26 protein-coding genes are annotated in these 25,613 nt (G+C 29.1%); 15 read left to right on the top strand and 11 right to left on the bottom strand.

Annotated features, from left to right (window positions below; genetic code table 11):
* The first annotated feature begins 45 nt into the window (after nucleotides 1-45).
* From H8S20_RS07820 to H8S20_RS07810, 3 genes are all read left to right on the top strand, one after another.
* On the top strand, nucleotides 46-771 hold the full coding sequence (locus H8S20_RS07820) for a VapE domain-containing protein (protein WP_186859747.1): 726 nt from the start codon (nucleotides 46-48) through the stop codon (nucleotides 769-771).
* Nucleotides 772-1,079: 308 nt separating this feature from the next.
* Nucleotides 1,080-1,544: a hypothetical protein gene (locus H8S20_RS07815; RefSeq protein ID WP_186859746.1), complete on the top strand. Its 465-nt coding sequence runs from the start codon at nucleotides 1,080-1,082 to the stop codon at nucleotides 1,542-1,544.
* A 188-nt stretch (nucleotides 1,545-1,732) separates the two neighbouring features.
* Nucleotides 1,733-2,053 (top strand): hypothetical protein, encoded by a 321-nt coding sequence (locus H8S20_RS07810; protein ID WP_366455850.1) that lies wholly within the window; start codon nucleotides 1,733-1,735, stop codon nucleotides 2,051-2,053.
* Between the two features lie 352 nt (nucleotides 2,054-2,405).
* Here H8S20_RS07810 and H8S20_RS07805 read toward each other — a convergent pair whose 3' ends face one another.
* Together H8S20_RS07805 and H8S20_RS07800 are read right to left on the bottom strand one after the other, a co-directional pair.
* Nucleotides 2,406-4,352, bottom strand: coding sequence for an oxidoreductase (locus tag H8S20_RS07805; protein WP_186859745.1), 1,947 nt, complete (start codon nucleotides 4,350-4,352; stop codon nucleotides 2,406-2,408).
* A gap of 179 nt (nucleotides 4,353-4,531) precedes the next feature.
* Nucleotides 4,532-5,599, bottom strand: coding sequence for a helix-turn-helix transcriptional regulator (locus H8S20_RS07800; RefSeq protein ID WP_186859744.1), 1,068 nt, complete (start codon nucleotides 5,597-5,599; stop codon nucleotides 4,532-4,534).
* 276 nt (nucleotides 5,600-5,875) lie between these two features.
* Here H8S20_RS07800 and aat point away from each other — a divergent pair, with 276 nt between their 5' ends.
* Nucleotides 5,876-6,523: a leucyl/phenylalanyl-tRNA--protein transferase gene (gene aat, locus H8S20_RS07795; RefSeq protein WP_186859743.1), complete on the top strand. Its 648-nt coding sequence runs from the start codon at nucleotides 5,876-5,878 to the stop codon at nucleotides 6,521-6,523.
* Nucleotides 6,524-6,567: 44 nt separating this feature from the next.
* Here aat and H8S20_RS07790 read toward each other — a convergent pair whose 3' ends face one another.
* Nucleotides 6,568-6,795, bottom strand: a complete 228-nt coding sequence (locus tag H8S20_RS07790; protein ID WP_032117379.1) for a hypothetical protein — start codon at nucleotides 6,793-6,795, stop codon at nucleotides 6,568-6,570.
* 399 nt (nucleotides 6,796-7,194) lie between these two features.
* Between H8S20_RS07790 and H8S20_RS07785 the strand changes: the two genes are divergently transcribed.
* The 3 genes from H8S20_RS07785 to H8S20_RS07775 all read left to right on the top strand — a co-directional run bounded on the left by H8S20_RS07785 (nucleotide 7,195) and on the right by H8S20_RS07775 (nucleotide 10,008).
* Entirely contained in the window at nucleotides 7,195-7,605 is a 411-nt protein-coding gene (locus H8S20_RS07785; RefSeq protein WP_186859742.1) for a hypothetical protein, read from the top strand.
* A gap of 152 nt (nucleotides 7,606-7,757) precedes the next feature.
* Nucleotides 7,758-8,735 carry an ROK family transcriptional regulator gene (locus H8S20_RS07780; RefSeq protein ID WP_186859741.1) on the top strand — a complete coding sequence of 326 codons (978 nt, stop codon included), beginning with the start codon at nucleotides 7,758-7,760 and terminating at the stop codon, nucleotides 8,733-8,735.
* Between the two features lie 22 nt (nucleotides 8,736-8,757).
* Nucleotides 8,758-10,008 (top strand): NUDIX hydrolase, encoded by a 1,251-nt coding sequence (locus H8S20_RS07775; protein ID WP_186859740.1) that lies wholly within the window; start codon nucleotides 8,758-8,760, stop codon nucleotides 10,006-10,008.
* A 167-nt stretch (nucleotides 10,009-10,175) separates the two neighbouring features.
* Here the strand turns inward: H8S20_RS07775 and H8S20_RS07770 are convergent, their stop codons facing one another.
* On the bottom strand, nucleotides 10,176-10,547 hold the full coding sequence (locus tag H8S20_RS07770) for a winged helix-turn-helix transcriptional regulator (protein ID WP_081921670.1): 372 nt from the start codon (nucleotides 10,545-10,547) through the stop codon (nucleotides 10,176-10,178).
* 211 nt (nucleotides 10,548-10,758) lie between these two features.
* On the opposite strand from H8S20_RS07770, the gene H8S20_RS07765 reads away from it, so the two are divergent.
* Complete coding sequence (locus H8S20_RS07765; protein WP_032117383.1) at nucleotides 10,759-11,364, top strand: FMN-dependent NADH-azoreductase; 606 nt, start codon at nucleotides 10,759-10,761, stop codon at nucleotides 11,362-11,364.
* Nucleotides 11,365-11,506: 142 nt separating this feature from the next.
* Here H8S20_RS07765 and yjjG read toward each other — a convergent pair whose 3' ends face one another.
* Nucleotides 11,507-12,199, bottom strand: a complete 693-nt coding sequence (gene yjjG, locus H8S20_RS07760; protein WP_186859739.1) for a pyrimidine 5'-nucleotidase — start codon at nucleotides 12,197-12,199, stop codon at nucleotides 11,507-11,509.
* Nucleotides 12,200-12,375: 176 nt separating this feature from the next.
* Between yjjG and H8S20_RS07755 the strand changes: the two genes are divergently transcribed.
* A complete protein-coding gene (locus H8S20_RS07755; RefSeq protein WP_186859738.1) occupies nucleotides 12,376-13,065 on the top strand; it encodes a Crp/Fnr family transcriptional regulator in 690 nt (229 codons plus the stop codon).
* 95 nt (nucleotides 13,066-13,160) lie between these two features.
* The gene (locus H8S20_RS07750) at nucleotides 13,161-14,480 is read left to right on the top strand and encodes an APC family permease (protein ID WP_186859737.1); all 1,320 of its coding nucleotides are present in this window, start codon (nucleotides 13,161-13,163) and stop codon (nucleotides 14,478-14,480) included.
* 221 nt (nucleotides 14,481-14,701) lie between these two features.
* On the opposite strand, the gene H8S20_RS20670 is transcribed toward H8S20_RS07750, so the two are convergent.
* The 5 genes from H8S20_RS20670 to H8S20_RS07730 form a co-directional block, all read right to left on the bottom strand.
* Entirely contained in the window at nucleotides 14,702-14,827 is a 126-nt protein-coding gene (locus H8S20_RS20670; RefSeq protein WP_279288169.1) for a hypothetical protein, read from the bottom strand.
* A gap of 238 nt (nucleotides 14,828-15,065) precedes the next feature.
* Nucleotides 15,066-15,563 (bottom strand): YcxB family protein, encoded by a 498-nt coding sequence (locus H8S20_RS07745; protein ID WP_186859736.1) that lies wholly within the window; start codon nucleotides 15,561-15,563, stop codon nucleotides 15,066-15,068.
* 88 nt (nucleotides 15,564-15,651) lie between these two features.
* Nucleotides 15,652-16,482, bottom strand: a complete 831-nt coding sequence (locus tag H8S20_RS07740; RefSeq protein WP_186859735.1) for a hypothetical protein — start codon at nucleotides 16,480-16,482, stop codon at nucleotides 15,652-15,654.
* A 106-nt stretch (nucleotides 16,483-16,588) separates the two neighbouring features.
* Nucleotides 16,589-16,849 carry a hypothetical protein gene (locus H8S20_RS07735; protein ID WP_186859734.1) on the bottom strand — a complete coding sequence of 87 codons (261 nt, stop codon included), beginning with the start codon at nucleotides 16,847-16,849 and terminating at the stop codon, nucleotides 16,589-16,591.
* A 354-nt stretch (nucleotides 16,850-17,203) separates the two neighbouring features.
* Nucleotides 17,204-17,812: a hypothetical protein gene (locus H8S20_RS07730; protein WP_186859733.1), complete on the bottom strand. Its 609-nt coding sequence runs from the start codon at nucleotides 17,810-17,812 to the stop codon at nucleotides 17,204-17,206.
* Nucleotides 17,813-18,236: 424 nt separating this feature from the next.
* On the opposite strand from H8S20_RS07730, the gene H8S20_RS07725 reads away from it, so the two are divergent.
* Nucleotides 18,237-18,974, top strand: coding sequence for a class I SAM-dependent methyltransferase (locus H8S20_RS07725; protein WP_186859732.1), 738 nt, complete (start codon nucleotides 18,237-18,239; stop codon nucleotides 18,972-18,974).
* 56 nt (nucleotides 18,975-19,030) lie between these two features.
* Here the strand turns inward: H8S20_RS07725 and H8S20_RS07720 are convergent, their stop codons facing one another.
* Complete coding sequence (locus H8S20_RS07720) at nucleotides 19,031-20,218, bottom strand: ROK family transcriptional regulator (RefSeq protein ID WP_032117390.1); 1,188 nt, start codon at nucleotides 20,216-20,218, stop codon at nucleotides 19,031-19,033.
* A gap of 216 nt (nucleotides 20,219-20,434) precedes the next feature.
* Between H8S20_RS07720 and H8S20_RS07715 the strand changes: the two genes are divergently transcribed.
* From H8S20_RS07715 to H8S20_RS07700, 4 genes are all read left to right on the top strand, one after another.
* Nucleotides 20,435-21,727: a PTS sugar transporter subunit IIC gene (locus H8S20_RS07715; protein WP_186859731.1), complete on the top strand. Its 1,293-nt coding sequence runs from the start codon at nucleotides 20,435-20,437 to the stop codon at nucleotides 21,725-21,727.
* A 28-nt stretch (nucleotides 21,728-21,755) separates the two neighbouring features.
* On the top strand, nucleotides 21,756-22,655 hold the full coding sequence (locus tag H8S20_RS07710; protein ID WP_186859730.1) for a DUF7916 family protein: 900 nt from the start codon (nucleotides 21,756-21,758) through the stop codon (nucleotides 22,653-22,655).
* Nucleotides 22,656-22,709: 54 nt separating this feature from the next.
* On the top strand, nucleotides 22,710-25,223 hold the full coding sequence (locus H8S20_RS07705; protein ID WP_207725281.1) for a family 16 glycosylhydrolase: 2,514 nt from the start codon (nucleotides 22,710-22,712) through the stop codon (nucleotides 25,221-25,223).
* A gap of 184 nt (nucleotides 25,224-25,407) precedes the next feature.
* Nucleotides 25,408-25,613 (top strand): hypothetical protein (locus tag H8S20_RS07700; RefSeq protein WP_186859729.1); only part of this gene is annotated, 206 nt, incomplete at its 3' end.

The following is a 25,613-nucleotide window of genomic DNA, read 5'->3' as shown; positions in this document are numbered from 1 at the left end:
ATTAAAGATAAAACTTCAGCAGAAAAATTATAAGGCTTTTGGATCATGGAGATTGGAGTGTTAGCTAGAATGAGAAAGGAAGAAGTCGAAAATGTTAAATCATTTATAACAAGAGCTGACGATAAATATAGGGCAAGCTATGGAATAAATCTAGAAAGCCATCCAAGACAATGTATTATTGTAGGTACTACCAATAATAAAGGAGGCTTTTTAAGAGATGTTACTGGTAATCGTAGGTTCTGGCCTGTGACAGTGGAACAAGATAAAGCCTTAAAATCCCCTTGGGATTTGAAAAATGAAGAAATAAATCAAATATGGGCAGAAGCTTTATATATTTATAGAGAAGGAGAAGAACTATACCTAAAAGGAGATTTACTAAAAATAGCTACTAAAGAACAAAGCGAAGCTATGGAAAGTGATGATAGAGAAGGTTTAGTTAGAGAATATCTAGAAAAACCACTTCCAATCGATTGGAAAGATATGAATATACATGAAAGAAGAAACTTTCTTAATGGAGGTAACTTTGGTGAAGTCAAAGTTGAAACTGAACAAAGAAAAGATGTTTGCTCTATGGAGATTTGGTGTGAATGCTTTTGGAGAGATGCTGCAAGCCTAAAAAAGTCAGACTCCTATGAGATAACATCTATAATGTCCAAGATAGAAGGTTGGGAAGCTTATAGCAGAAATAAGACAGGAATTAAGAAGTTTCCTATTTATAATAAACAAAGAGCCTTTGTTAGAAAGGAAGAAGAGAAAGAACAAGCTTCGTAATCAGGTTATGATAGGTAAGGAGATGAGAATATTAATAATTAAGGGGGTAAATGGTATCAGGTGGTAACAATAAATGAGATCGTTACCGATTATTGTTTCCAGTGAGGAAGAGTTTTAGAATAAACAAAAGCGAACCGTATCATAAATAAATGATATTTGTAGTCTTAGGCATTGATATAACTTGCTTAAGGCTATTTTTATAGCTGAAAATACCGTATCATAAGTAAAGTTAAATTTATAAAATATGTTATAATAAGTTAAGTAATATATTTAAAGTGAAAGACAAATTAGATATTTATGGAGGGAAAGTGAATAAAGTATATTTAGATGTAACAAAAAGAGAAAATTGTCCAGCTATATGTATAGGTATAAAAGATACGGAAGTTATTAAATCAGGTATTACTGTTTATCATATGGATTTAAATGATAAAAATGAAACTTATCAACAATATGCTGATGATTATGATATACATTTTATTTTTGATGGTTATATTCCTAAATTATCATTTTATACAGTTCCTCAAGTAGATGTTTTCGCAACAGATAGCGAAGGTGGTTTAATTGGAACTGTTGGTTCATTTACAGATTTACAAAGTGATTTACCAATATGCTATATCAATAAAAATAAAGAGTGTTTTTTAATTGCAAATAGCGGGAAAGAGTTTTTAGAAAGAACTGAAAATTGGAAAAATAATCTTAAACCATACAATGAAGTTGTATTTTATGAATCTAAATTAGAAGCTGAAAAAGAATTGAGATTTATTAATATTTAAGTTCTAAAAAATAATGGGTTTAAATTAATGTTTCATTATAAATTTCAATTTATAGGGAGGACTTTAAATAATGAACCAAAAGATTATGTTTTAAAACCAATCTAATTATATAAATAACAACAAAGCTCTTTATAATTAATTCAAGCATATCCAATACCATCCCTTAACTATGGCCGATTGTTAAAGAAATGATAAAGACAGCAATCGAGAACAAACAAAATCTTGTGGTAGAAGGCTATTACATTCCGTTTGATTGGAAGGAGTGTTTTGATGATGAATATTTGAAAGAGATTCAATATTATTGTCTTGTGATGAGCAGAAAATATATTGAAAATCACTTTTCGGATATAAAGAATTACGCCAATGTAATTGAGAAGCGCATTGATGACTCATGGTGTACAATAGATTCTACGCTTGAAGATAACGCTTACTATCTGGATATGTGCGAAAAATATAACTGTAATTATATTCTGATTGATGATTGTTATCAAGTGGAAGCTAATTTATAAATTCCAATTTGTATTGAAAGGGATAGGATAGAGAACGAGCTAGGGAACAAGCTAGGGAACAAGCTTCGTAATCAGGTTATGAGAAGTGGCAGAAAAGTTTAAAAATCAAGAATTAATATGGAAAATGCTAACGAGCGATAACAAGAATTGAGCTCGTTACTATTCTTGTTACCACCAATAATGAGTCTATAAGTACATTACAGTGGGATTGGTAACAAGGTAACAAGAGTTATAATATGAAATATAAATTATATGCATATAAGATACTCTCATACACGTACACACGCGTAGGGTTTTGAGAGCGCTTGTTACTAAGCTCGTTACCATCCTCTGGCTAGAATGTAGGATTAGTTTACAATTCTTTAGCAATATCATATCCAGCATGAATAGCATCTTTTATTGTTCCAACATTGTTCGCGTCGCCTATAGTGTGATAAGTCATTTGAAGTTCCTTTAATGTATCAGCTAGTGCATTATCTGTGCGGTAGCCTACGGCAAAGATAAGGGTATCGGCATCAGCTATGCAGTGAATTTCACCGTCTTTGCTGTAGTAGATCTTATCTTCTTCTACTTTTTCAACCTTGGCGCTACAGATTAGCTCTATGCCCTTATTCATCATGCGTTGTACAAGTAAACTTCTACCTGCTCCTGTTTCTGTTGCAATAATTTCTGGAGCCATCTCAATTACGGTGACTTTTCTGTTTCTAGGAAGACGATCATAAACTAGAGGTGCTAGGTAATCTGCAGTTTCACATCCTACAGAACCACCTCCAATAATAACTATTTTACGGCCAGGGAAGGCTTTACCACCTAGAATATCATCGGCAGTTGCCCAATGTTTAAAGGCTGTAAATGGTTGGATAACAATAGGTGAAGCACCATTGCTTATAATGACCTCATAATCTTTGAATTCATTTTGTAATAGCTCTTTATCAACTTTACAATTTAAACGGATCTCAACTCCAGCTTCTTTGAGCTTTCTAACCATGTATTGTGTAACCTTTGAAAGATCTTGCTTAGCAATAGGAACAGAGGCTATACGCATAAGCCCACCTAGCTCTTCATTTTGATCACAAAGTACTACATGATGACCTCGTTTTTTTGCAACATAGGCTGCTTCCATACCAGCAGGTCCACCACCAATAACAAGAATTTTTTTCTTTGTGTCAGATAATTTAATAGTATCCTCATTTTCAATTTCAAGAGAAGGATTGATTGTACAAGCTACACGATTTCCAAACATTATACCGTTTAGGCAGCGAAGACATCCAATACATGGACGTATATCCGCATCCATACCTTGTTCAGCTTTATTAGCAAATTCGGAATCGCATAAATTAGCTCTTCCAATCATGCAGATATCTGCTTTACCATTAGCAATTAATTCATCAGCAATCCAAGGCTCTGTAATTCGGCCAACAGTAGCTATTGGGATTGAAGTATGTTTCTTGATTTCTTCTGATAATTTAGCATGAGAACCTTGTTTTGTACCAGGTGCAGGTATTGAACTGCCACGCATGATAGTGGTTCCTCCAGATACATGAATCATATCAGCGCCGGCTTTCTCTAACTGTTTAGCAATGTATATTCCATCGTTAAGATTTAAGCCTCCATCACAGTATTCATCACCAGAAATTCTTACATCAATGATAAAATCTTTTCCACATGTTTTACGAACTTCTTCAATAACTTCTAGCGTTAATTTCAAACGGCCATTGATATCACCGCCATATTCGTCAGTTCTTTTATTATATAGAGGAGATAAAAAACCTCCTAGTAGACCGTGAGCATGTGCAGCATGGATTTCAACACCATCTCCTCCAGCTGTTTTAACTCTTAAGGCTGCTTCACCAAACTGCTTGATAATAACCTTTAATTCAGGTATGGTTACTGGTCTTGGAGCTTCCTTTGCATAGGCAGGTCCAACATTTGATGGAGCAATTAAACGAGGTGTTCCCGGAATAGGGAATGCCATATAAGCAGGATGGAATAATTGAGGAAGTATTTTGGCACCATACTTATGCACAGCATCTGTTAACTTTCTCCAACCAGGAATATAAGAATCATCACTTATGGACATATCTCCAGGTAAATATGTGTAAATAGGTTCAACAGTAGTTACTTCAGTTACAATAAGGCCAACGCCACCTTTTGCTCTTGCAGCGTAATGTTCCACTAAAGTATCTGTTACATAACCTTTATCTGCTAGGTTTGTAGATATTGGTGGCATAAAAATACGATTTTTAACTGTAGTTTCACCAATTTTAATAGGTGAAAATAAATGATTATATTTTTTCATATCCTCATCTCCTTTTTCTTGATATTACCATATTATTCAACTGGTATCCTTGTCATAGCTTGATGTTAAGGGTTAAAATATATCCTCATATTTGAAGATTAAGGACAAAAGGAGATAAGATTAAAGTAAAAAATGACTTATAATAGAAAGTCACAAGGTGGATTTTAAGCGACTTTATTTTAAACTTTAGCAATATCTACAATAATTTCATCATTATAGTGAGTTATAGTGCTTTTTACATCTTTATCTGTTTGAATGGAGCAAAGAATATGTCCTTCTTCCATTTTGATTTTTATACCAGCATTTTCATAAAGGATATTTTCTGATGCTTCTAACAAATGTTCAAGAAGCTTCCTTTGGTTATAATCTATAGACATTAGCTGGTCTTTTTTATCTTCATTAAATTTCAAGTTATTAACAAACTTTTTACGATAATGGCTAGGAACAATTCCATAGAGTTCTTTGAATGCTGTAGTATAGGCTTTAGAATTTGGCATACCACAATCAGCAGCAATTTGCTCAATGGATTTTTTTCCTTCTAACAAAGGTTCTATGGATTCACGAATTCTTACTAGAGCAACATATTTTATAAATGGAATGCCTGTATATTGCTTAAAGAGCTTGGAAGTATAAGAAACGCTGAACATAAGTGTATCTGCTACATCTGTTAAACGTAGATCCTCTTGATAATGGCTATCTATATATTGAATAGCTTTCATATAGTTTTCTCTATGAATGGACTGAAGAGGTAAGCGTTCAATAGGATACTCCATATGATTAGAAGTTATATAAATGACTTCCATCATTATTGTATTTAATTCAAATAAATTGTTGTTACCACGTAATAGAACCCCGATTAATTTACCTATTTGAAGTTTTAATTTTTTCAATAACTTTAGATTATTCTTATCAGTGCAAACAATCGATTCGTAGGAATGTTTTATTTCTCCTATCATTGCTGGTGGAAACAGGGAGAAATCAATATGTATAGTTAAAATTACATTCTCTTCTTTAGAATTTGGGCGAATTATATGAATATCATTTGGAGCAATGATTACTAGTTCATGTTCTTTAATTGTATAAGAGAAATTTTCTGTAATAACTTCATATTCTCCCTTTAAAACGTAGGTTATTTCTAGGCTACTATGACGAGAAAATACCTGTCGACTAAAGCTGTTAATACTTAGGCTTAAAGGATAGCCGAATTTTTGACCTGAAAAATCATAATAATATCTCATATTTTGCATAAAAAACCTCCATTTTATTAGCTGCAGATTTAATGTATTTTTTCTTTATATATAAATTTAAATTATATTACTAATAATAGGTGTTTTTACAAAAATAAACAAGTTTTACTCTTAATCATCAGTGAATGATAAAAGTATTAGCTGAATATCAGCACTAATAATATGATTAACTTTAATAAGAGCTGTTTTATAATTGAAATATTTATTAATAAGTAATATTATGAATTTTAGTAGTATTAATAAGATTTATATCTAAGATAGAGAGGGGAATAAGTTATGCCTATATATCAACTCCCTGATGAGATAATATTTCCTAATCCAGAATTAGCAGAAGAGGATGGATTATTAGCAGTAGGTGGAGATTTAAGTTTTGAAAGATTATTATTAGCGTACTGTAATGGGATTTTTCCTTGGTATAGTGATGGTGATCCAATATTATGGTGGTGTCCAAAGCCAAGATTTATTATAAAACCTAATGAGGTTAAGATATCAAAATCTATGAAGCGAGTATTTAATAGTGGTAAATTTAAAGTTACATTTGATAATGATTTCGAGGGTGTAATAAGAAATTGCAAAGAGCTTAGAGAAAATAAAGAGGGTACTTGGATAAATAATGATATGATGGAGGCTTATATAAACTTATTTAAAAAAGGCTTTGCATCAAGTGTTGAGGTATATAGAGATGAAAAGCTTATTGGTGGTCTTTATGGAGTAAAGATTGGAAAGTGTTTCTTTGGTGAAAGCATGTTTTCAATTGAAACTAATGCATCTAAAGTAGCGTTAATAAGTATCTGCAAAAGACTTGAAGAAGAAGAATATATATTTTTAGATTGTCAAATGCATACTAATCATTTAGAAAGTATGGGCGGAAAGTTTGTAAGCTGGGAAGACTTTAAGTTAATGTTAGAGGATGGGATTAATTAAGCCTGCCACCAAAGTTTTATCTTTATGGGGTAGGCTTTTGGTTTTTACTCAAATAGTTTAGTTATTTTAATTTTGCCAACAGGCTCTTTACCTGCATATATGAAGCCCCATTCACGACCATCTGGGCAATTGTTTCTAATAGAGAAGGATAGATGTTCAATGTTTAAATAAGGATTTATTAAATTATATAAGTCATGATAAGAAAGATGTTTTATAGTTTCACAAAGACTGACCTTTTCTTCTCCTAATTCTTCAACTTCAATTTTATACATTATTTGCCTCCTAAATTTACGGACTATAATACAGAGTTATTATATGAAAGATGTCTTATAAAATTAACAAGTTATATATTAAAAAAAATATTTTTTTAATATAAAATTTATGTTTTTATTTAAAAAGGTACCTAAAGGATAATTAATTATTGTATTTATTAGTGACAAAGTTATTAAGGGTAATTTAAAGTTGAAAAATAAAATTTTTGCTTTGAAAAGGAAACTCGCTACTTATGTAAATTCGTAGGAGTAACTTCAAATTGCAAAATTAAAATTTTGATTTTCAGTTAAAAGGTCCCTAAAGAAAAAATAACTTTTGTATATAGTAGTATAAAAGAAATTTGAAATGAAGCAGAATTAATTGATAAAAAAAGTTTTATATTTTAGGAGGAATTTATAATGGAAAACAATAAGATAAAAAAGATTTATGAGGTTATTAACGAGAATGGAAGAGGATTAAACTTACATGAAATAAAGGCTATGACTGGTGTTGGAAATGGATATAACAGTTCAGTTGGTGATACTACTCCTGTAGTTACTACTACTGATAAGAGTGAGAGAATATGTGATGTAGTAACAAATAGAAGAAGTAATGTAAATCTTCATGAAATAAAAGCACAAACTGGTGCAGGAAATGGCTATAAACATAGTAATATAGTTAATATAATAAATAATATCAGCAATAATATAACTGAGACTTATAATCATAAAAGTCATAAAATAAATCAATTACTAAATAGTGCTAATAGAAGTCTTAATCTTCATCAAATAAAGGCTTTAACTGGAGCTGGAAGTGGATATAGACAATAATAATGTTAAAAAAATAAATAGTGTAATATAAGGATGTTCTTTTTAGAACATCCTATTTTATTATTGACATTAGTTGGATAAGATGTTTCAATATACTTATTAAAATAGTTTTAAAAAGTATTTTAATAAGTGAAAAAAGGAGTTAAAAGTATATGGCAAACTCAGGAACTATAAAAAGTATAAATATAAAAAGTGTTCTTAAGACTTTAAGTGAACATGAGTCTATAACTAAAAGTGATATAGCTAAGTATACAGGTTTAAGTTTTCCAACAGTTAGTACCGTAATAGAGCATTTAATTTATAAAAATGAAGTAAATGAGGTTGGAGTAGAAGATTCTATTGGAGGAAGATGTGCAAAAAAATATAGTTTAAATCCAATGTATGTAGTTTCTTTATTATTATATTTAGAAGGAAATAAATTAAATTGGATAGTAAGTGATTTTTGTAGAAATAAAATAGCTTCTGGGAACTTAAATTGTAAAGATAGAATATTAGAAGAGATGGATGAAATAATATATTCAATAAAATCATCTTATTCTCAATTAGCTAGTATAGTTATTGGGGTAGCGAGTAATGTTAATAACGGTAAAATTATGTCTCATATAGAATATAAAGAATTACAAGGGATAAATATTACTGAGCGTTTTGAAGAAAAGTATGGTATTCCGGTAATTATTGAAAATGATATGAATGTTGCTGTTAGGGGTTACTGGGATAGGCACAGTAGCAATGATATTGAAGTAGTAGTAAATATATATATTGGTGATAATGGAATGGGAGCTAGTATGATTATAAATGGGAAAGTATTGAAAGGGAAATCTAACTTTGCTGGTGAACTTCATTACCTTCCTATATGTGATGATAATATTAAGTATGCTAAAGAAGGATTTGGAGAAAGTGATATTGTTGAATATTACGGAAAGGTAATTCAATCATATGTATCTTTAATAAATCCAAACTTAATAGTCTTATATAATAATGTTTATATAAAGGGCAAGTTAGAAGATATAAAGAATTATTGTAAAGTTAGAATTCCAGAAGAAGCAATGGCAAAAATTATATTATCAGATGAATTTAAAGAGGATTATGAATTTGGATTAAGCATGATGGCTAGTGAATTAATAAATTAAATATAAATAATTGGAGGGGTATATGAGATATTCACATGTTGTATTTGATATTGATGGAACTTTAATAAATTCTGAAAAGGCAGTGTTAAAGTCTTTCCAGGAAACACTTATTACAGAGGTAGGAATAGAAAAAGAATTAGATGAGTTAAAATTTGCTTTAGGCATACCGGGAAAAGATGCATTAAAAATTCTAAATATAGAAAGTAGAGAAGATATATTAGAAAAGTGGGATAATAATTATAATAAATATCTTAATGAAGTTACTCTTTTTGATGGTATAAGACAAGTAATACAAGAGTTAAAGTCTAATAATATAAATTTAGGAATTATAACATCTAAAACCAGAAAAGAATATGAAGGTGATTTTATAAGATTTGGATTAGATTCATATTTTGATGTGGTTATTCGTGCTGATGACACTATAAAACATAAACCGGATGGAGAGCCTATGGAGAAGTATTTAGAGCTTGCCGATGCCAGAAGAGAGGATACTGTATATATTGGTGATTCAATTTATGATATGCAGTGTGCTAAAAATGCAGGTGTTGATTCTATATTAGCTTTATGGGGGGCAAATGATGCTGATAAGTTAACAGCTACTTATAAGCTTAGTAATCCTAAGGAAATTTTAGACTTATTAATTGTTAAGAAGGAATCTAATATGAAATGGTTAGATTGGGCGGTTGAGTTGCAGCAATTAGCTCAGATTGGATTAACTTATTCAAAGGATCCTTATGATTTAGAAAGATTTGAAAGAATTCGTGAAATATCAGCGGAAATTGTTTCTGCACAAAGTGAATTAAACATTGAGAAGGTAAAAGATTTATTTTGTAATGAAACTGGATTTCAAACTCCAAAGTTAGATACTAGGGCGGCTATCTTTAAGGAAAATAAAATATTATTAGTTAGAGAGACAGAAAGTGGCAAGTGGTCATTGCCTGGTGGATGGGTTGATGTTAACCAATCAATTTATTCAAATACAGCTAAAGAGGTTAAAGAAGAAGCTGGACTTGATGTTATTCCAGATAGAATAATAGCAGTTCAAGATAGAAATAAGCATAATACACCAAGGTATGCTTATGGAATATGTAAGGTTTTCGTTTTATGTAATTTAGTTGGAGGAGAATTTAAGCCTAATATTGAAACATCTGAAAGTAGATATTTCGCCTTAGATGAATTACCTAAATTAGCTGAAGAAAAGAATAATGAGGAACAAATAAAGATGTGTTTTTTAGCAGCAGAAGATGAAAATTGGCAAACTATTTTTGATTAATTGGTAAGTTTGAAATAATATACTATATAATTTATAGGACGAATTTTTAAGGTGAAAAAATATGTAAGCTTTGCTTATAAATAAAGAAATATTACTGGGAATCAAGGTTTCCAGTAATATTTAATAAACTAAAAATTCAATTACACACAATTATATATAGTTTTACTTTAAGCTTCGAATGATTCTTCTAGATATTCAGCTCCAAACTTATGCATCATTTCTAAGAGTGGAATCAATTTTCTTCCTGTATCTGTCAAGCTGTATTCAACTTTAGGTGGAACAACAGGATATACCTTTCTATTTATAATATTATCTTCTTCCATACTTTTTAATTGTCTTGAAAGTACCTTTTGGGAAACAGTAGGTAGTTTTTTTTGAAGATCGCTAAATCTAAGAGTACTATAACTTAGATACCATAAAATTAGTATTTTCCACTTACCAGATATTATATCTTGAACTAAAACCATGGGACATTTTGTATATTTAGCACATTTATCTTTCATATAACATTCATCATGCGTATTTAATATTTCAATCATTTTAGATACCTCACATTCATATAGGTGACTTTTTGGTAACTATGTGACAAAAAAGTGCCTTCTTGATAAAAATTTATTTTAACTATATTATACTACTATAGAGAAAATTTTGAAGAGATACTTAATAATAGCTGTACTTTTTAATAAAGAAAAGTAGTAAGATTAATATAGACTTTTTAAAAAAATTTAATTTAAAGTGAGGAATATAAAAATGAGTAAAGTATTATATATAAAAGCAAATGTAAAACCAGAAGGGCAATCAAGAACATTTAAAGTTTCTGATAAGTTTATAGAAGAATATAAGTTACAAAATCCAGAAGATGAAATAGTAACTTTAGATTTATATGAAGAAAATATAGATTTCTTAAAGGGTGAAGATTTAGCTGCTGTTTTTGGACCTAAAAATGATGAAAGTAGAAATCATCCAATTTTAAAATATGCATATCAATTTGCTGAAGCAGATAAGTATGTTGTAGCTGCACCAATGTGGAATTTAAATATACCAGCAATATTAAAGGCGTATATCGACTATGTAAGTGTTACAGGAATTACATTTAAATATACTGCAAATGGACCAGTAGGTTTATGTGAAGGAAAAAAAGCAGTGCATATTGTTTCTAGAGGTGGAGAATACTCAGAAGGACCAGCCGCAATGTTTGAGATGGGCGATAGATATTTAAGAACAATCTTTGCTTTCTTTGGAATAACTGATTTTACTACAATATCAGCAGACAAGGTAGATGTTATAGGTGAAGATGTAGAAGCAATTGTTGAAAATGCAATTAAAAAAGCTCAAGCAACAGCAAGAGAGTTTTAATCATAAAGTTTAAAAAATAAAAAGGTTATGTAATTTAAAAGGCACTAATTTTAGTTAGTGTCTTTTTTGTAATTAATAGAAAGTAGTGATATATATCTAAAAGGTATAGAGTTAAATTTAGCTCTATACCTTTTGTTATTATTTATGAATTAAGTAATAATTTTTTAAGCTCATCAAAATTAGAAACCTCATAAGTAGGTTTTATCGAAGTCTTATTTTCAAGCTTCTTAGGGTTGTACCAACATGTATCTATACCAAAGTTTATTCCCCCTTGTATATCTGAAGTTAAGCTATCTCCTACCATTAAAACTTTAGTTTTATCAGAATAACCTATAGTTTTTAGCGTGTGTTCAAATATTTCTGGGTTTGGCTTTGATATTAATATTTCTTCTGATATTACTACAGCATCAAAATATTTTGCTACAGTAGATTTTCTTATTCTTTTATCTTGAACAGCAGTAAGTCCATTAGTTACTATTGAAAGTTTGTGTGATTTATGTAAATCTTCTAAAAGCTCTATACTGCCTTCGTATAAAAATGATCCATTAGCTAAATGCTCCATATATGCTTTTGCAAACTCTTCAGCATCAAAGCTAACTTCTAGTCTATCAGATAATCTTTTGAATCTGTCTATTTTTAGTTTGGCTTGTGTAATAAGTCCTTCCTCAAATTCTTTCCAGATAGCTGTATTTATTTCTTGATACATTTTTAAATGATAATTTTCATCATAATTAAATCCAAACTGAATCATTGAATTCTTAAAAGCTTCTTTTTCAGATTTTTTAAAATCAAATAATGTTTCATCTGCGTCAAATAATATAACTTCGTATTTCATAATATATCCCCCTAGTTTATATAAATAATTAAATTTTTATTTAATATAAGAATAACATTTTAATAAGATAATTTCTTATATTTATTCAAATTTTTATATTTCTTTACAAGATTATATAAATAAAATAATATATTTATAAAAGTTAGAACATGACATTTGTCATGCCAGGGGGATTTATGAAAAGAATTTTGGAGAGTAGTTTATTAAGTAATTATATAAAAAAACATAATATAGAAAGCATACTTGATGAAGAGATATTGGAGTATGCACAACTTCATTTTTATGAAGAAGGAGAGCATATATTAGAATCTGGTGAAAAACTTAAATATTATTATTTTTTTGTGGATGGAAAAATTAAGGTTCATTATCCCTTTGAGAATGGTAAATCAATGATTTTAAAGTTTTATAAGGATTATAATACAATAGGAGATTTAGAACTTTTAAAAGATATTCCTATAGTTTGCAGTATTGATGCTGTAGAGGATACTTTTATGGTAGCAATACCTTCCGCTGTAATAAAAGAAAAGTTTTTTAATAATACAAGACTATTACATCATTTAGTAGATTCTTTAAGTGATAAACTTTATGGAACTATTAATAATAGTTCATATAATTTTATATATCCACTTATTAATAGATTAGCTAGCTATTTACTTGAAAATTTAAAAGATAAAAATTATATAGTTTTAAACTCATCATATATAGAAATTGCAGAATTTTTAGGTACTACATATAGACATTTAAATAGGACATTTAAAGAAATGGAATCAAAATTAATTATAAAACGCGATGATAAAAAAATATATATATTAGATATAAATCAATTAAGGGATTTATCTAAGAATATTTATGTAAAGTCACTTTAAGACATAATATATCAACGCTTTACTTTAATAGGACATAATATTTAATCAAAATGAGGAAATACTAACCTTATAATTTAAATATTATGGAGGTACTTATGAGTAAAGAACTTCAGAAAAATCTTGGATTCGCTGCTGCTATCTCTACAGTTGTAGGATTAGTAATAGGATCTGGAGTGTTTTTTAAGCCACAGGCAATATATACTGCAACTAATGGAGCACCAGGATTAGGAATAATAGCGTGGATTATTGGTGGACTCATAACTATAGCAGGTGGTCTTACTGCAACTGAGGTATCAGCAGCTATACCAAAGACAGGAGGTATGATGATATATATTGAAGAAATATATGGTAAGCGTTATGGATTTTTAACTGGATGGATGCAAACTGTTTTATTCTTTCCAGGAACAATTGCAGCTGTTGCAGTAATATTTGCGCAACAAGCTTCAGAACTTTTAGGCTCTACTTCAGATAATATGAAGATGGTGTTGCCAATAGCCTTAGGAATAATATTATTAACGGCATTTTTAAATACTGTAGGTTCATCCTTTGGTGGTTACATTCAAACCATAGCAACATTAGGAAAATTAGTTCCATTAGTTTTAATTATTATTTTTGGATTTGTAAAAGGGAATAGTACATCAATATTTAATCCAATGGTAGGCCAAGGAGTGAATTCTGTAACTACTTTAGGACATGTTCTTATAGCTACATTATTTGCTTATGATGGGTGGATAAACGTTGGAGCTATTGCTGGAGAGATGAAAAATCCAGGAAAGGATTTACCAAAGGCTATAGTTGGAGGACTATCACTAGTTATGGCAGTTTATTTAGCTATTAATATTGCATATTTATGGGTAGCACCAGCAAGTGAATTAGCAAAAGTTACTTCACCTGCGGCTCTTGTAGCTACAAAGATTTTTGGACAAATTGGAGGAAAGTTAATATCAGCAGGTATATTGATATCAGTTTTTGGTACATTAAATGGCTACCTATTAACAGGGCCAAGAATACCATATGCACTTACTAAAGATGGACTTATACCTGGAAGTAAAATATTATCAAAAGTAAATAAAGGTAGCTCACCATATAATGCAATATGGTTAGTGGCAATTTTATCTTGTATTTATGCTTTAACAGGACAATTTAATTTATTAAGCGATTTAACTATATTTGCAGTTTGGGTATTTTATGTACTTACATTTATAGGAGTAATTATACTTAGAAAGAAAAAGCCAGATCTTGCTAGACCATACAAGGTTCCAGGATATCCAGTAATACCTATAATAGCTATACTAGGAGGAGCATTTGTTGTAATAAATCAACTTATAACATCACCAATGATATCTTTAGGTGGAATAATTATAACAATTATAGGATTACCTATTTATACATATATGAGTAAGAGAAATAGCTAGATTATTTTGAAGTAGCTGAAAGAAGTAATAAATAATGAATACTTCAAAAGTAAGAGTTAAAAAATGATAGCATTACTATAAAATTTGAAGTTATTTAATTAAATCCGGCAACATAGCAGTTGCTGGATTTAATACTTTTAGGCTCTGCTTTAAACTAATTTTGATAATTAGACTTATAAAAGTTGACAAAGTAATTTGTCCACTTTACTTCTAAATGACTTCTAGGAATTTTTCTTGATATAAATATTTAAAGCCTTTATTAGAAGTATTAAAGCATATATACCTAATACTGCAAAAGTTAATATTAAAATAAGATTCAGATACACCCATATTGATGCAAACAACATTTTCTCTCCTCCTTTTTTAATTAACGAACCAAATATTAAAATTGTTTCTCTATAATTTTACCTTTATCACATTTATCCAATTTTATATTGAGTCAACTGAAACTAATCCTATATACTTTGAATCACCTAATTGTATAAAGATTTCACTATCATCCACATATAGTTCGTGTAATATTAAGAATGTTCTTAAGTAGTTAACTTAAAATATATAATATAATTATGAATTCTAATGAAATTATTATTTTATATTTTTACATCTTTCTTTAATAAAACTTTTAAAATCATTTACCTGTTTAGTATCTAAGCAATCCTTAAATACTATAATATATTGATTCGATTTAGTGAAAAGAAAGTACATATTATGAATTTCTTCTATCCTTACAAATGCATCATATTTTAATTGAACTGTTGCTCCAATAGTTAGATTACTTACTATTGCCCCAATTTCATCAAAAACTACTTTGTAACAATATTCATTTGCTTCTGTGCTTTCCTTCATTATAGAAAGACTCTTTTTGTAAAAAATATTTATAGCTAAAAAATATTCTAAAATAAATACTAAAACCATAAATGCAAAAAATATAGAACCCTTTAATGATATAGGAATGCATATTATAGAAAATATAGCAGATGTAATAGCAAATATTTTAAAAAACCTTTTAGCATTTGGTGATATTGAATATTTTTTTAGTATCTTTAAAACATCTTCATTTAATATTCCTGTTGTCTCAAACATATTATCCCCCTCATTAATCAAATTAACTTACAAACCATTTATTATAATACGACTTGTTAATACTAACATAATTTTTATATTTCAAATTTTACTCTATAATACTAAAAGGATAATCCCCAATTGTATCCCCAGTATCTCCAGAAAATACATGTATTTTTCCTTCTACATCTTTAAAACCATTGACATCTTCTTCATAAAATTTAACTTTATTCCTTGAAGTTTTACCAGCACTTATTTCACTTATAAATAAAGGATCCATCATACTTCCATTGACAGATATCTCTCGTATCTGTGCAACTACATTATCATCAATCTTATTTTCAATTTCTAGCATAATATACGGCCCAAATACATTATCTTCTCCTTGTCCTGTATATATACATTTGATTGCCTCATTATCAATTAATACTAAACCATTATCACTAATATTATATCCTGCACTATTTTCATCTACCAATGCAGCAAACGGATAATTACCAATTGTTTCCCAACCATCTTTGTCAAATACACTAAAAAATCCTTCTATATTTTTTAGTTCTTCAATAGAATCTTTAAAAAAAACAATAGAATCAGTTGCTTTCTCTTTAGGCAATAATTCACACATAAACATAGGCTGAGACATTAGATTATTAACAGATGTATACATTGCTTGTACAACAATTGTTTTATCGATTTTATTTTCAATTTCAACTTTAATTTCCGATCCTTCTGAACTATTCTCATCTATTCCAGTAGATACAATTTTAACTATTTCATTTTCTAACAAAACTTCTGACTTAAATGAATTCTGTTGTCCATCAATTACTTCTTTGCCAGTTTCTATTTCTTCTTCCTGTCTTACATTAAGATTACTATGATTACAACTAACAAATGATACTGTTGCTATTATAAATAATCCAAATAAAATATTTTTAACCATTTAGTACCTCCTCACAAACCTACTCATTATATTAATTTTTTTAATAATACAATTGTGAACTAAAAAACATCGCATATTCATTTAGAAATAGTAGGATGTTTTTTTATTACTTAATATTTATTATTTCAACATTATTAAATTTTCCTAGAAATTCATCCTCAGTATAAGACTTGGTAATTGCAGAGATAGGTATGATTACTTTTGGAAGTGTATCATATTTTGTATCATCTTTTATAATAAATATTTTTTTATTATCTATTACTATCTTAAAGTCATCATCTATAACTCTTTCAAAGTTTCCAGCTATAACTTTTAATATGTTATCAGAAATAATAACTTGCTTTTCTACTTCAAAATTATTGTCCAATTTTAATAAATTTTTATACCAGCGATTTATATTAAGTATTCTAAATATTCTTTTATTAAGTTTTGATATAATTACCGAGATAAACAATAAAAGTGATATAATTCCCAAAAAAATCGATAACGCGTTATTACCTTTAGATGCAAATGCATTCTTTAGAAAAAATAAAATATACCATAATGCAAAAACATAAAACAAAAAGTTTATTATATTAAGTATTCTATATTTCGGTAAGTGTTTTTTTAATTTTTTCTAAGTATAATACCAGTCTTCAAAATCATTAATATCATTTTTAAAGTTTAATACCATAGTTATACTCCATTCATATGTAAATTTAATATTGTGAGATTAAAAATTTTAAGATAAGGTTACAGTATCTATATCTTTAATAGATTCATAGAAGTTTTCGATTTCATCGTTACTTTTAAATATTGATTTATTAATTATTAGGGGTATACAAAATTCAACTCCAGATTTAAACAAAAAATACCCTTTATAACAAATATATATAGTGTTTTTCGTATCTACAATCAATATATCTTTTTTTTGTATCTCTAAATGTTTATCAGATGAAAAAAAGCGTAATAAAGTACTTTCTATTTCAACTCTATCTATTATGGTAAAAGGGTTTGATTTAGCAGTTTCAGATTTATAATAAAGGATCATTCCATCTCTCTTTATTTTATTTCCGGTTAAATCACTATATATTAATACAATAAAAGCTGTAATAAGTGGTATTGCTAATATAAGAAGCTTAGAGTAATAATCTGGACCATATAGATACCCTTCAAATATATTATGTATTGCTAATGGAGCAAAAATATAGAATGAAATTTTAAGTATTATACGTAATATATGTATATATTTATTTCTATATCGGATTTTTTTTACTTCCTGTGACACTTTATACCACTTATTATATTCGTCTAATATATTAAGTTGATTTTCTTGTAGATTTATAAGCATATGTTCCTCCAATAATAATATAAATTCATTTTAATAATATCATGATTTTTTCGTGATATTTGTCGAATAATGCAAGTGAAAATATTTTATTAAAAATCAATTCAATTTTGAGATATCAAAAAAAGTTTTACATAGATTACAATTACTTTTCATTGATATATATAACTAAAGGTAGACAAAACTTTGCCTACCTTCAATAATTCACAATATAATACGATTGTTCAAAACTTTATATTCTCATTATACATAATTTATGGATTATAATTCCACAAAATGTGTAAATGAAGTTAAATTAACATGGTAACTGGAATTAATATCTATGTATTATGTATAATAATTATTGAGAATAAATTATAGTAAGAATTTGTTAAGTATATATATAATAATGATTAGTGAAATAAGTAAGATTAATGGAGGATGAATAATGGGAACGAATAAGTACGATAATGAAAATTTTTTTGATAAATATAGTCAAATGGCAAGATCAATTTACGGTTTACAGGGTGCCGGAGAATGGCATACATTTAAAAAAATGTTTCCTAATTTAGAAGGAAAATCGGTATTAGATTTAGGATGTGGATATGGATGGCATTGTAAGTATGCTGTTGAGAATAATGCTAAAGAAGTTGTTGGTATAGATTCTTCTGAAAAAATGTTAGGTAAGGCAAGAGAGATTAATAATGATGTAAAGATAGAATATATGAATTCATCAATAGAAGAAGTAGTTATTAAAAAAGACTATTTTGATGTTGTAATAAGCTCGCTGGTATTTCATTATATAAAAGATTTTAATAGTGTATGTAAAAAGGTATATGATGGCTTAAAAGATGATGGAGATTTTGTATTTTCTGTTGAACATCCAATATTTACAGCAGAAGGAAAGCAAGAGTGGTATAGTGATGAGGCAGGAGATATTATGCATTGGCCTGTAGATAATTACTTCATTGAAGGTAAAAGAACCAGTAACTTTTTAGGTGAAGAGGTTATTAAATATCATAAAACATTAACTACTTACATAAATACTTTATTAAAGTGTGGTTTTGAAATAAAAGAAGTAATTGAACCAATGCCACCAAAGGAAATGTTAGAAGAAATACAGGGCATGAAAGATGAGTTGCGTAGACCAATGATGTTATTAATTTCTGCTAGAAAGAGAAAGTAATAGATAAAATTAACCTCATTTACTTTTAAAAGAGTAAATGAGGTTTTTATTTAGATTTAATTAATAAGTAAATTAGATATACAAAGAGCAGAAGCACTTAAAGCACCAGTATAATTATGATAGTCTTTAATTATGACATCTTGCTTATTCTGTAAAGCTAGTAAATTAATTTTTTTATCTAAATATTCTTTTAATAGATTTGATAATAAAGGTTCACTGAATAGCTCCCCATGGACAATAATTTTATTGGAATCTATCATCATAGATAAATTATTAATTGTAATAGAAAGATATTTAATTGCTGAATGAAGTATATGTATTATACCTTCATCTCCTAAGCTATATGCTTTTAAAATAGTATTTATTGTTATTTTTTCTTTTTCAGTAACTAATTGTCTTAGGAATGTAGTTTCAGAATTAGCGAAAATAATTTGAGATTTCTTTATTATCCAAGCTTCACTTCCGTATGTTTGAAGACAACCTCTTTTACCACATTCACATAGCTCTCCATCAGGATGAACGATTATGTGTCCTATTTCGCCAACTAGATAATTATCTTTAGAATATAATTCACCATTATACATGTAGGAACAGAACATTCCTCTACCAACATGGAAGAATATAAAGTTATCATCATTACTATTATTGGAGAACAATCTTTCAGCTAATGTCATGCATTTAACGTTATTTTCAAAGAACACTGGTAGATTAATATTATCTAATATAAGTTCAATATTGAAATCTTTCCAAAATTGATTATTGGTAATGATTGATTTTTTTTTATAATCAAAGTGACCAGGTATAGCAAAGCCTATCCCTTTTGGGTTATAGTCTTTACAGCTTTCTATAAATCCTTGCAATTCCTTAAGGTAAAGCTCTGGAGTTAAGACATTAGTGGAATCGTGACTAGTTAATTGAATAACATTTTTCTTAACAACTTCACCTATATTATCAGTTAGACAAAAGGATATATATTTTTGAGATAATTCAGTTCCTATATAAAAGCTATGATTAGGAGATATACCTAATAGTATTTTTTTTCGCCCAGATTTACTTTGCTCAGGAATAACTTCTCCGATCTCATGAATTAAGTTCTGATTAATCATATCACCAGTAATTTCACTAACAGTTGCAGGTGTAATTCCGCTTTCTTTTGAAATATCAATTCTAGAAATAGGACCTTTAGAATAAATTTTATCTAAAATTTTAAATCTTAATTTTTGTTGATTTTTTGTGATTTTCATATTTGTCTCCTTTCTCAATTAATATAAGTATATATTAATTATAATTTATAAACAACTATATGGATAAATTTAAAAAAGATGTTGACAGATTATTACTATTAATATATTATTTAGTTAATAAATAATTATTTATAATTAATGTTCAATATGAAATGGTTTTAATTATATAAATAAATTATTTTTTATAATTAATTAATAAATGGGGGAGAGAAAAATATGAAAAAAGTAAATGAAGTTCTTGAAGAAAAGTTATTGCCGATAGCTGCAAAGTTAGGAAATAACAAAATATTAATTGCAATACGTGATGGTATTACATTAAGTATGCCATTAATTATCATCGGGTCATTATTTCTTGTAATAGCTAGTTTCCCAATCGAAGCGTGGACAAACTGGTTAACTGAGATAGGAATTGATGGGTACTTATGGAAAGGTGTTGATAGTAGTTTCGGACTAATGGGGTTAATTGCAAGTTTCGGAATAGCTAATAGTTTAGCACGTCAATATAATGTTGATGGTGTTTCAGCCGGTATTATATCATTATCTTCTTTTATAGTTGTAACACCTTTTGGTGAAGGTGGAATCCCAGTTGGATTTATGGGAAGTAAAGGTTTATTCGTAGCAATGGTACTTGGTATTATTTCAGCTTTAATTTTCCAATGGTTTATTAATCATAATATCCAAATAAAATTACCAGATGCTGTACCACCTGCAGTTGCTAGAAGTTTTAGTGCTTTAATTCCAGGTGCAGTTATTATTACTTTATGGTTAGTTGTTTTTGCAATACTAGATATGACTGGTATTGGTAATATTCATGAGTTATTACTTAAAGTTTTAGGTGGACCATTAGGATTACTTGGAAACAATATATTTGGAACTGTAATTTCAATATTATTAAATAGTGCATTCTGGTTTGTTGGTATACATGGTGGTAACGTTGTAAATAGTATTCTTAAACCAATTTGGTTAATGAATTCTGATGCTAACCGTTTAATATTCCAAGCAGATAAATTTGCAGAATTACCACATATTATTACAGAACCATTTATAGATAACTTCGTATATATGGGTGGCGGTGGTGCCACAATCGGTTTAGTAATAGTTATTGCTATTATGGCAAGACGTAAGAAAGCTAGTCAAATTACTAAAACTATGGCTCCATTAACATTAACACCTGGTCTTTTCAATATTAATGAACCAGCTATGTTTGGATTACCAGTTGTAATGAATATTTCATTATTAATACCATTTATATTAGCACCAGTGGCCAATGCTATAATATGTTACTTTGCAATGTCAACAGGATTAGTTGCTAAAACTACTGGTATTGCAGTTTCATGGACAATGCCACCAATTATCAGTGGATTCCTAACAACTGGAGGACATATAAGCGGAGCTATTTTACAAATAGTATGTATCATTGTTGACATAGCAATTTACTGGGGCTTCTACAGAACAGTGGAAAAACAAAACTTAGAGTTAGAGGCAGCAGAAAGCGATATAACAGTATAATGAACTGAAAATTTAGGAGGATTAGATTATGGGAAAAAGACTTATTAGTGCAAATGCTTCAGAAATATTAGAAATGACTGCAGCAGAATTAAAACAAAGTATTAAAGCTAGTGAAGGAAGGGTTATTCTTTCAGAGAACGTAGCACCAAGAGAATCATTTATAGGAGATATTACTAATTCTGAAATTGCTAGAGCTTTTGGAGCAGATTTAATTCTCCTTAACGGAGTAGATGTCTTAAATCCAGTTATTTTTGGATTAGATGTAAAAGAAGGGTCATTTGTAGCTGAATTACATCGTTTAGTTGGACGTCCAATAGGAGTAAACTTAGAGCCAGTAGATTTAGAGGCAGATATGGCTGAAGATCGTTTAACGATAAGCGAAGGTAGACAAGCTACTGTTAAGACAATTGAAGAGATTGAAAGACTTGGTATGGATTTTGTTTGCTTCACAGGTAACCCAGGTACAGGGGTAACAAATACAGAAATAGAAAAGACAATTAAGTTAGCAAAAGAAAAATTCTCAGGATTAATTATTGCAGGTAAAATGCACGCTGCAGGTGTTGATGAGCCAGTTGCTGATATAAAAGCTATTGAAGGATTTATTGAAGCAGGTGCAGATGTTATCTTAGTTCCAGCTGTAGGAACAGTACCTGGATTTGATGATAGTGAGCTAAGAGAAGTAGTTAAATTATCACACAGTAAAGGTGCACTTGTATTAAGTGCAATTGGAACTAGTCAAGAAAGTTCTGATGAAGATACTATTAAGCAAATAGCTATTAGAAATAAGATTTGTGGAGTAGATATTCAACATATTGGAGATGCAGGTTACGGTGGGATTGCACCATATGAGAATATTTTTGCTATGAGCAAGGCGATTCGTGGGGTACGTCATACTGTATCAATGGTTGCACGTTCAATTAATCGTTAATGAAGAAACAGATAAACATTATAAAATATATGGTAAACAAAGGGGGAAATATTGATGAATAGAAAGAAAATATGGAGAATGATCACTGCTATGACGATGGTATCATTCATTGGAATGAATACTATTATAAAAGCTGATGTTAACAGAGAAAATACTGTATCGACACAGTATGATTTAGTAAATCTTAATAAAAATGGTAAGAACTTAATCAAAGATAGTGGATTTGAACAAAGAAGTAACTGGAAGACAACAGGGGATGGTAAATTTACAAACTATGAAGGTGCTGCTTTAACAGGTGAATGGTGTGGATTATTACCTTCAAACACTGGTAATGCTTCTGTTTACCAAGTCGTAAATGTAAAACCTAACACGGAATATATTGCTAAGGCAAAGGTTTTACTTGCACAAGAAGGAGCAACAGCATTTTTTAATGCTAAATCACCAGATCTTAGTTCGTCAATAGAAGGTGCTGAAGTTACTATTTCTTGCACTAAAGAACAAGAATGGCAATATCAAGATATAGAACTAAAATTTAATAGTGGAGATAAAAGTCAAATAGGGCTTGCTGTTATGAAATGGACAGAAGATAACACTAGTGCAACTTATAAAGGTCAAGTTTATGTAGATGACGTACAATTATTAGAAAAGAATTCTGATGGCGTTGAAGAGAGCTATGATATTGTTTGGGCAGATGATTTCAACGAACCTCAATTAGATTTATCTACATGGGAATATGAATTAGGATCAATTCGTGGAATAGAACAACAACACTATGTTGATAGTGAAGAGAATGTTTTCATGAGACAGAATCAAGAAGGTGGAGAATTAGTTTTAAAAGCTACTGATAGACCGACAGAATTACAATATAATAATCCACGTGATGCTTCAAGAAGAGTTATTTATAACTCAGGAAGTGTTAGAACTCATGGTAAAGAAGAATTTTTATATGGCCGTATTGAAATGAGAGCTAAACTGCCAGAAGGGCAATCAGTATTCCCAGCATTTTGGACATTAGGATCAGATTTCACTTTAGATGGAGATGTTAATAGTGAACAAGGGTATGGATGGGCTCGTTGTGGTGAAATCGATATTATGGAGTTAATAGGTTCTGGTGAAGGTGGAGCTGGAAATAAAACAGTATATCAAACAATTCATACACAAGATGGAACAGATGATGGTTATAAAAAGTTTGGTGGTACTTCCTATACAATATCAGAAGACTTCAACGATGAATATCATATATTTGGAATGAATTGGTCAAAAGGAAAAATAGAATGGTATGTAGATGATCAAATAGTTGCTACAGTTAATTATGCAGGTGATCCAATTGGAGAAAAATGTTTAGATAGACCACAATATATTCAAATGAATTTAGCAATGGGTGGAGCATGGCCAGGACCAATTGCACCAGGTTTAGCTGGAACTGAGTATGCTATTGATTATGTTTACTATGCACAAAATGAGCAACAAAAAGCAGATGCAGCAGAATACTATAGTAATTCACCAAAAATATTAGGATATGATGATATATCTATTTATGAAGGTGATACAGATTTATTATCTAATGTAGCAATAAGTGATAACGTGGATATTGATTTCTCGGTAACTGATTCACCACAATTTTCAATAAAAGAAGAAACTGCGACATTAGGAAATGGGCTTACAAGTGTAGATTTATTATGTAAAGGGAAAAATGATCTTAATAAATTAGCTAATCTACCTGCTGGTGAGTATTCTTTACATTATACTGCATTACCAAAAGGTTTAAAGTATGATTCAAGTGTTAGTGGGGTAGAAGTACCAAGTGCTAAAGAAAATTATAAATTTGATAGAAAAACAGTTAATCTTACAATTAAAGAGCGTAGTTTACAAACAGATTTAGAAAATAGTGAATTATCTTTAGATGGATACGTAAATGATACCTTATCAACAATAGCATTACCTAATGGTTGGACTTGGGATGAACCAGAGACTATTATTAGTGAAAATATGTCAGAGGTAAGTGTAACATTTAATAAAAATGGTTTTGAAAAAAGTGAAAATGTAAAAATAAATGTACAAAAATCTGTAACTTTAGATCAATTAAAGAAAAGTGTTTTAGAGGCTAATGAATATTTAAATCAAACAGATGAGTATACTAGTGAATCATTAGAAAAACTACAAGTTGCAATTGAAAATGCAAATACTATTTTAAATGATGAATCGTTAGCTACACATAAGAATATTACTAAGGCATTTAAGGCAATTGATGAAGCAATTAATGGGTTAGTTAAAAATGAATCGGATCCAAAACCAGAAGATCCAAAACCAGAAGATCCGAAGCCGGAAGATCCAAAACCTGAGGATCCAAAACCTGAGGATCCGAAACCAGAAGATCCAAAGCCAGAAGATCCAAAACCTGAGAATCCAAAGCCGGAAGAAGTAAAGCCGGAAGTATCTAAACCAGATAAAGGAAATAATAATTTAGTTCAAACTGGAGATATGAGTTCTTTAGGAGTTACAGCTACAATGCTTGTAGCATCAGGCACAACTATTTTCTTAGCGAAGAAACGTAAACAAAAAAAATAATATGATTAATTACATGTATTCATATAGGATTAAGGACAATTATATTAAATAAGTAAATAAAACAATATTCTAAATATAACCAATCACTTTTGTGATTGGCTATATTTATTTAAGATTAAATAATATAATTATAATATGTAATACTGATATTACTAATACATGTTGAAAAGTTGATGGTGAGAAAATGAAAAAATTATTGAATAAATTATTAATTTATATTATGACAGTAGTGTTTATATTATCATTATATAACTTATATAAAATTTTTAATGAGTATAAGAGAAATAAAGATACATACAGAGAAGTTGTTGATATAGTTGTAAGTGATGATGAAATATCTATAAAAAATGAGGAGTATAATAGACTAAAAGAAATAAATGAAGATTATTT

This window comes from Clostridium hominis (assembly GCF_014287825.1).
GTDB classification, from domain to species: domain Bacteria; phylum Bacillota; class Clostridia; order Clostridiales; family Clostridiaceae; genus Clostridium; species Clostridium hominis.
Note: the sequence above shows the minus strand (reverse complement) of the source record. Positions and strands in the feature narration are given on the sequence as shown.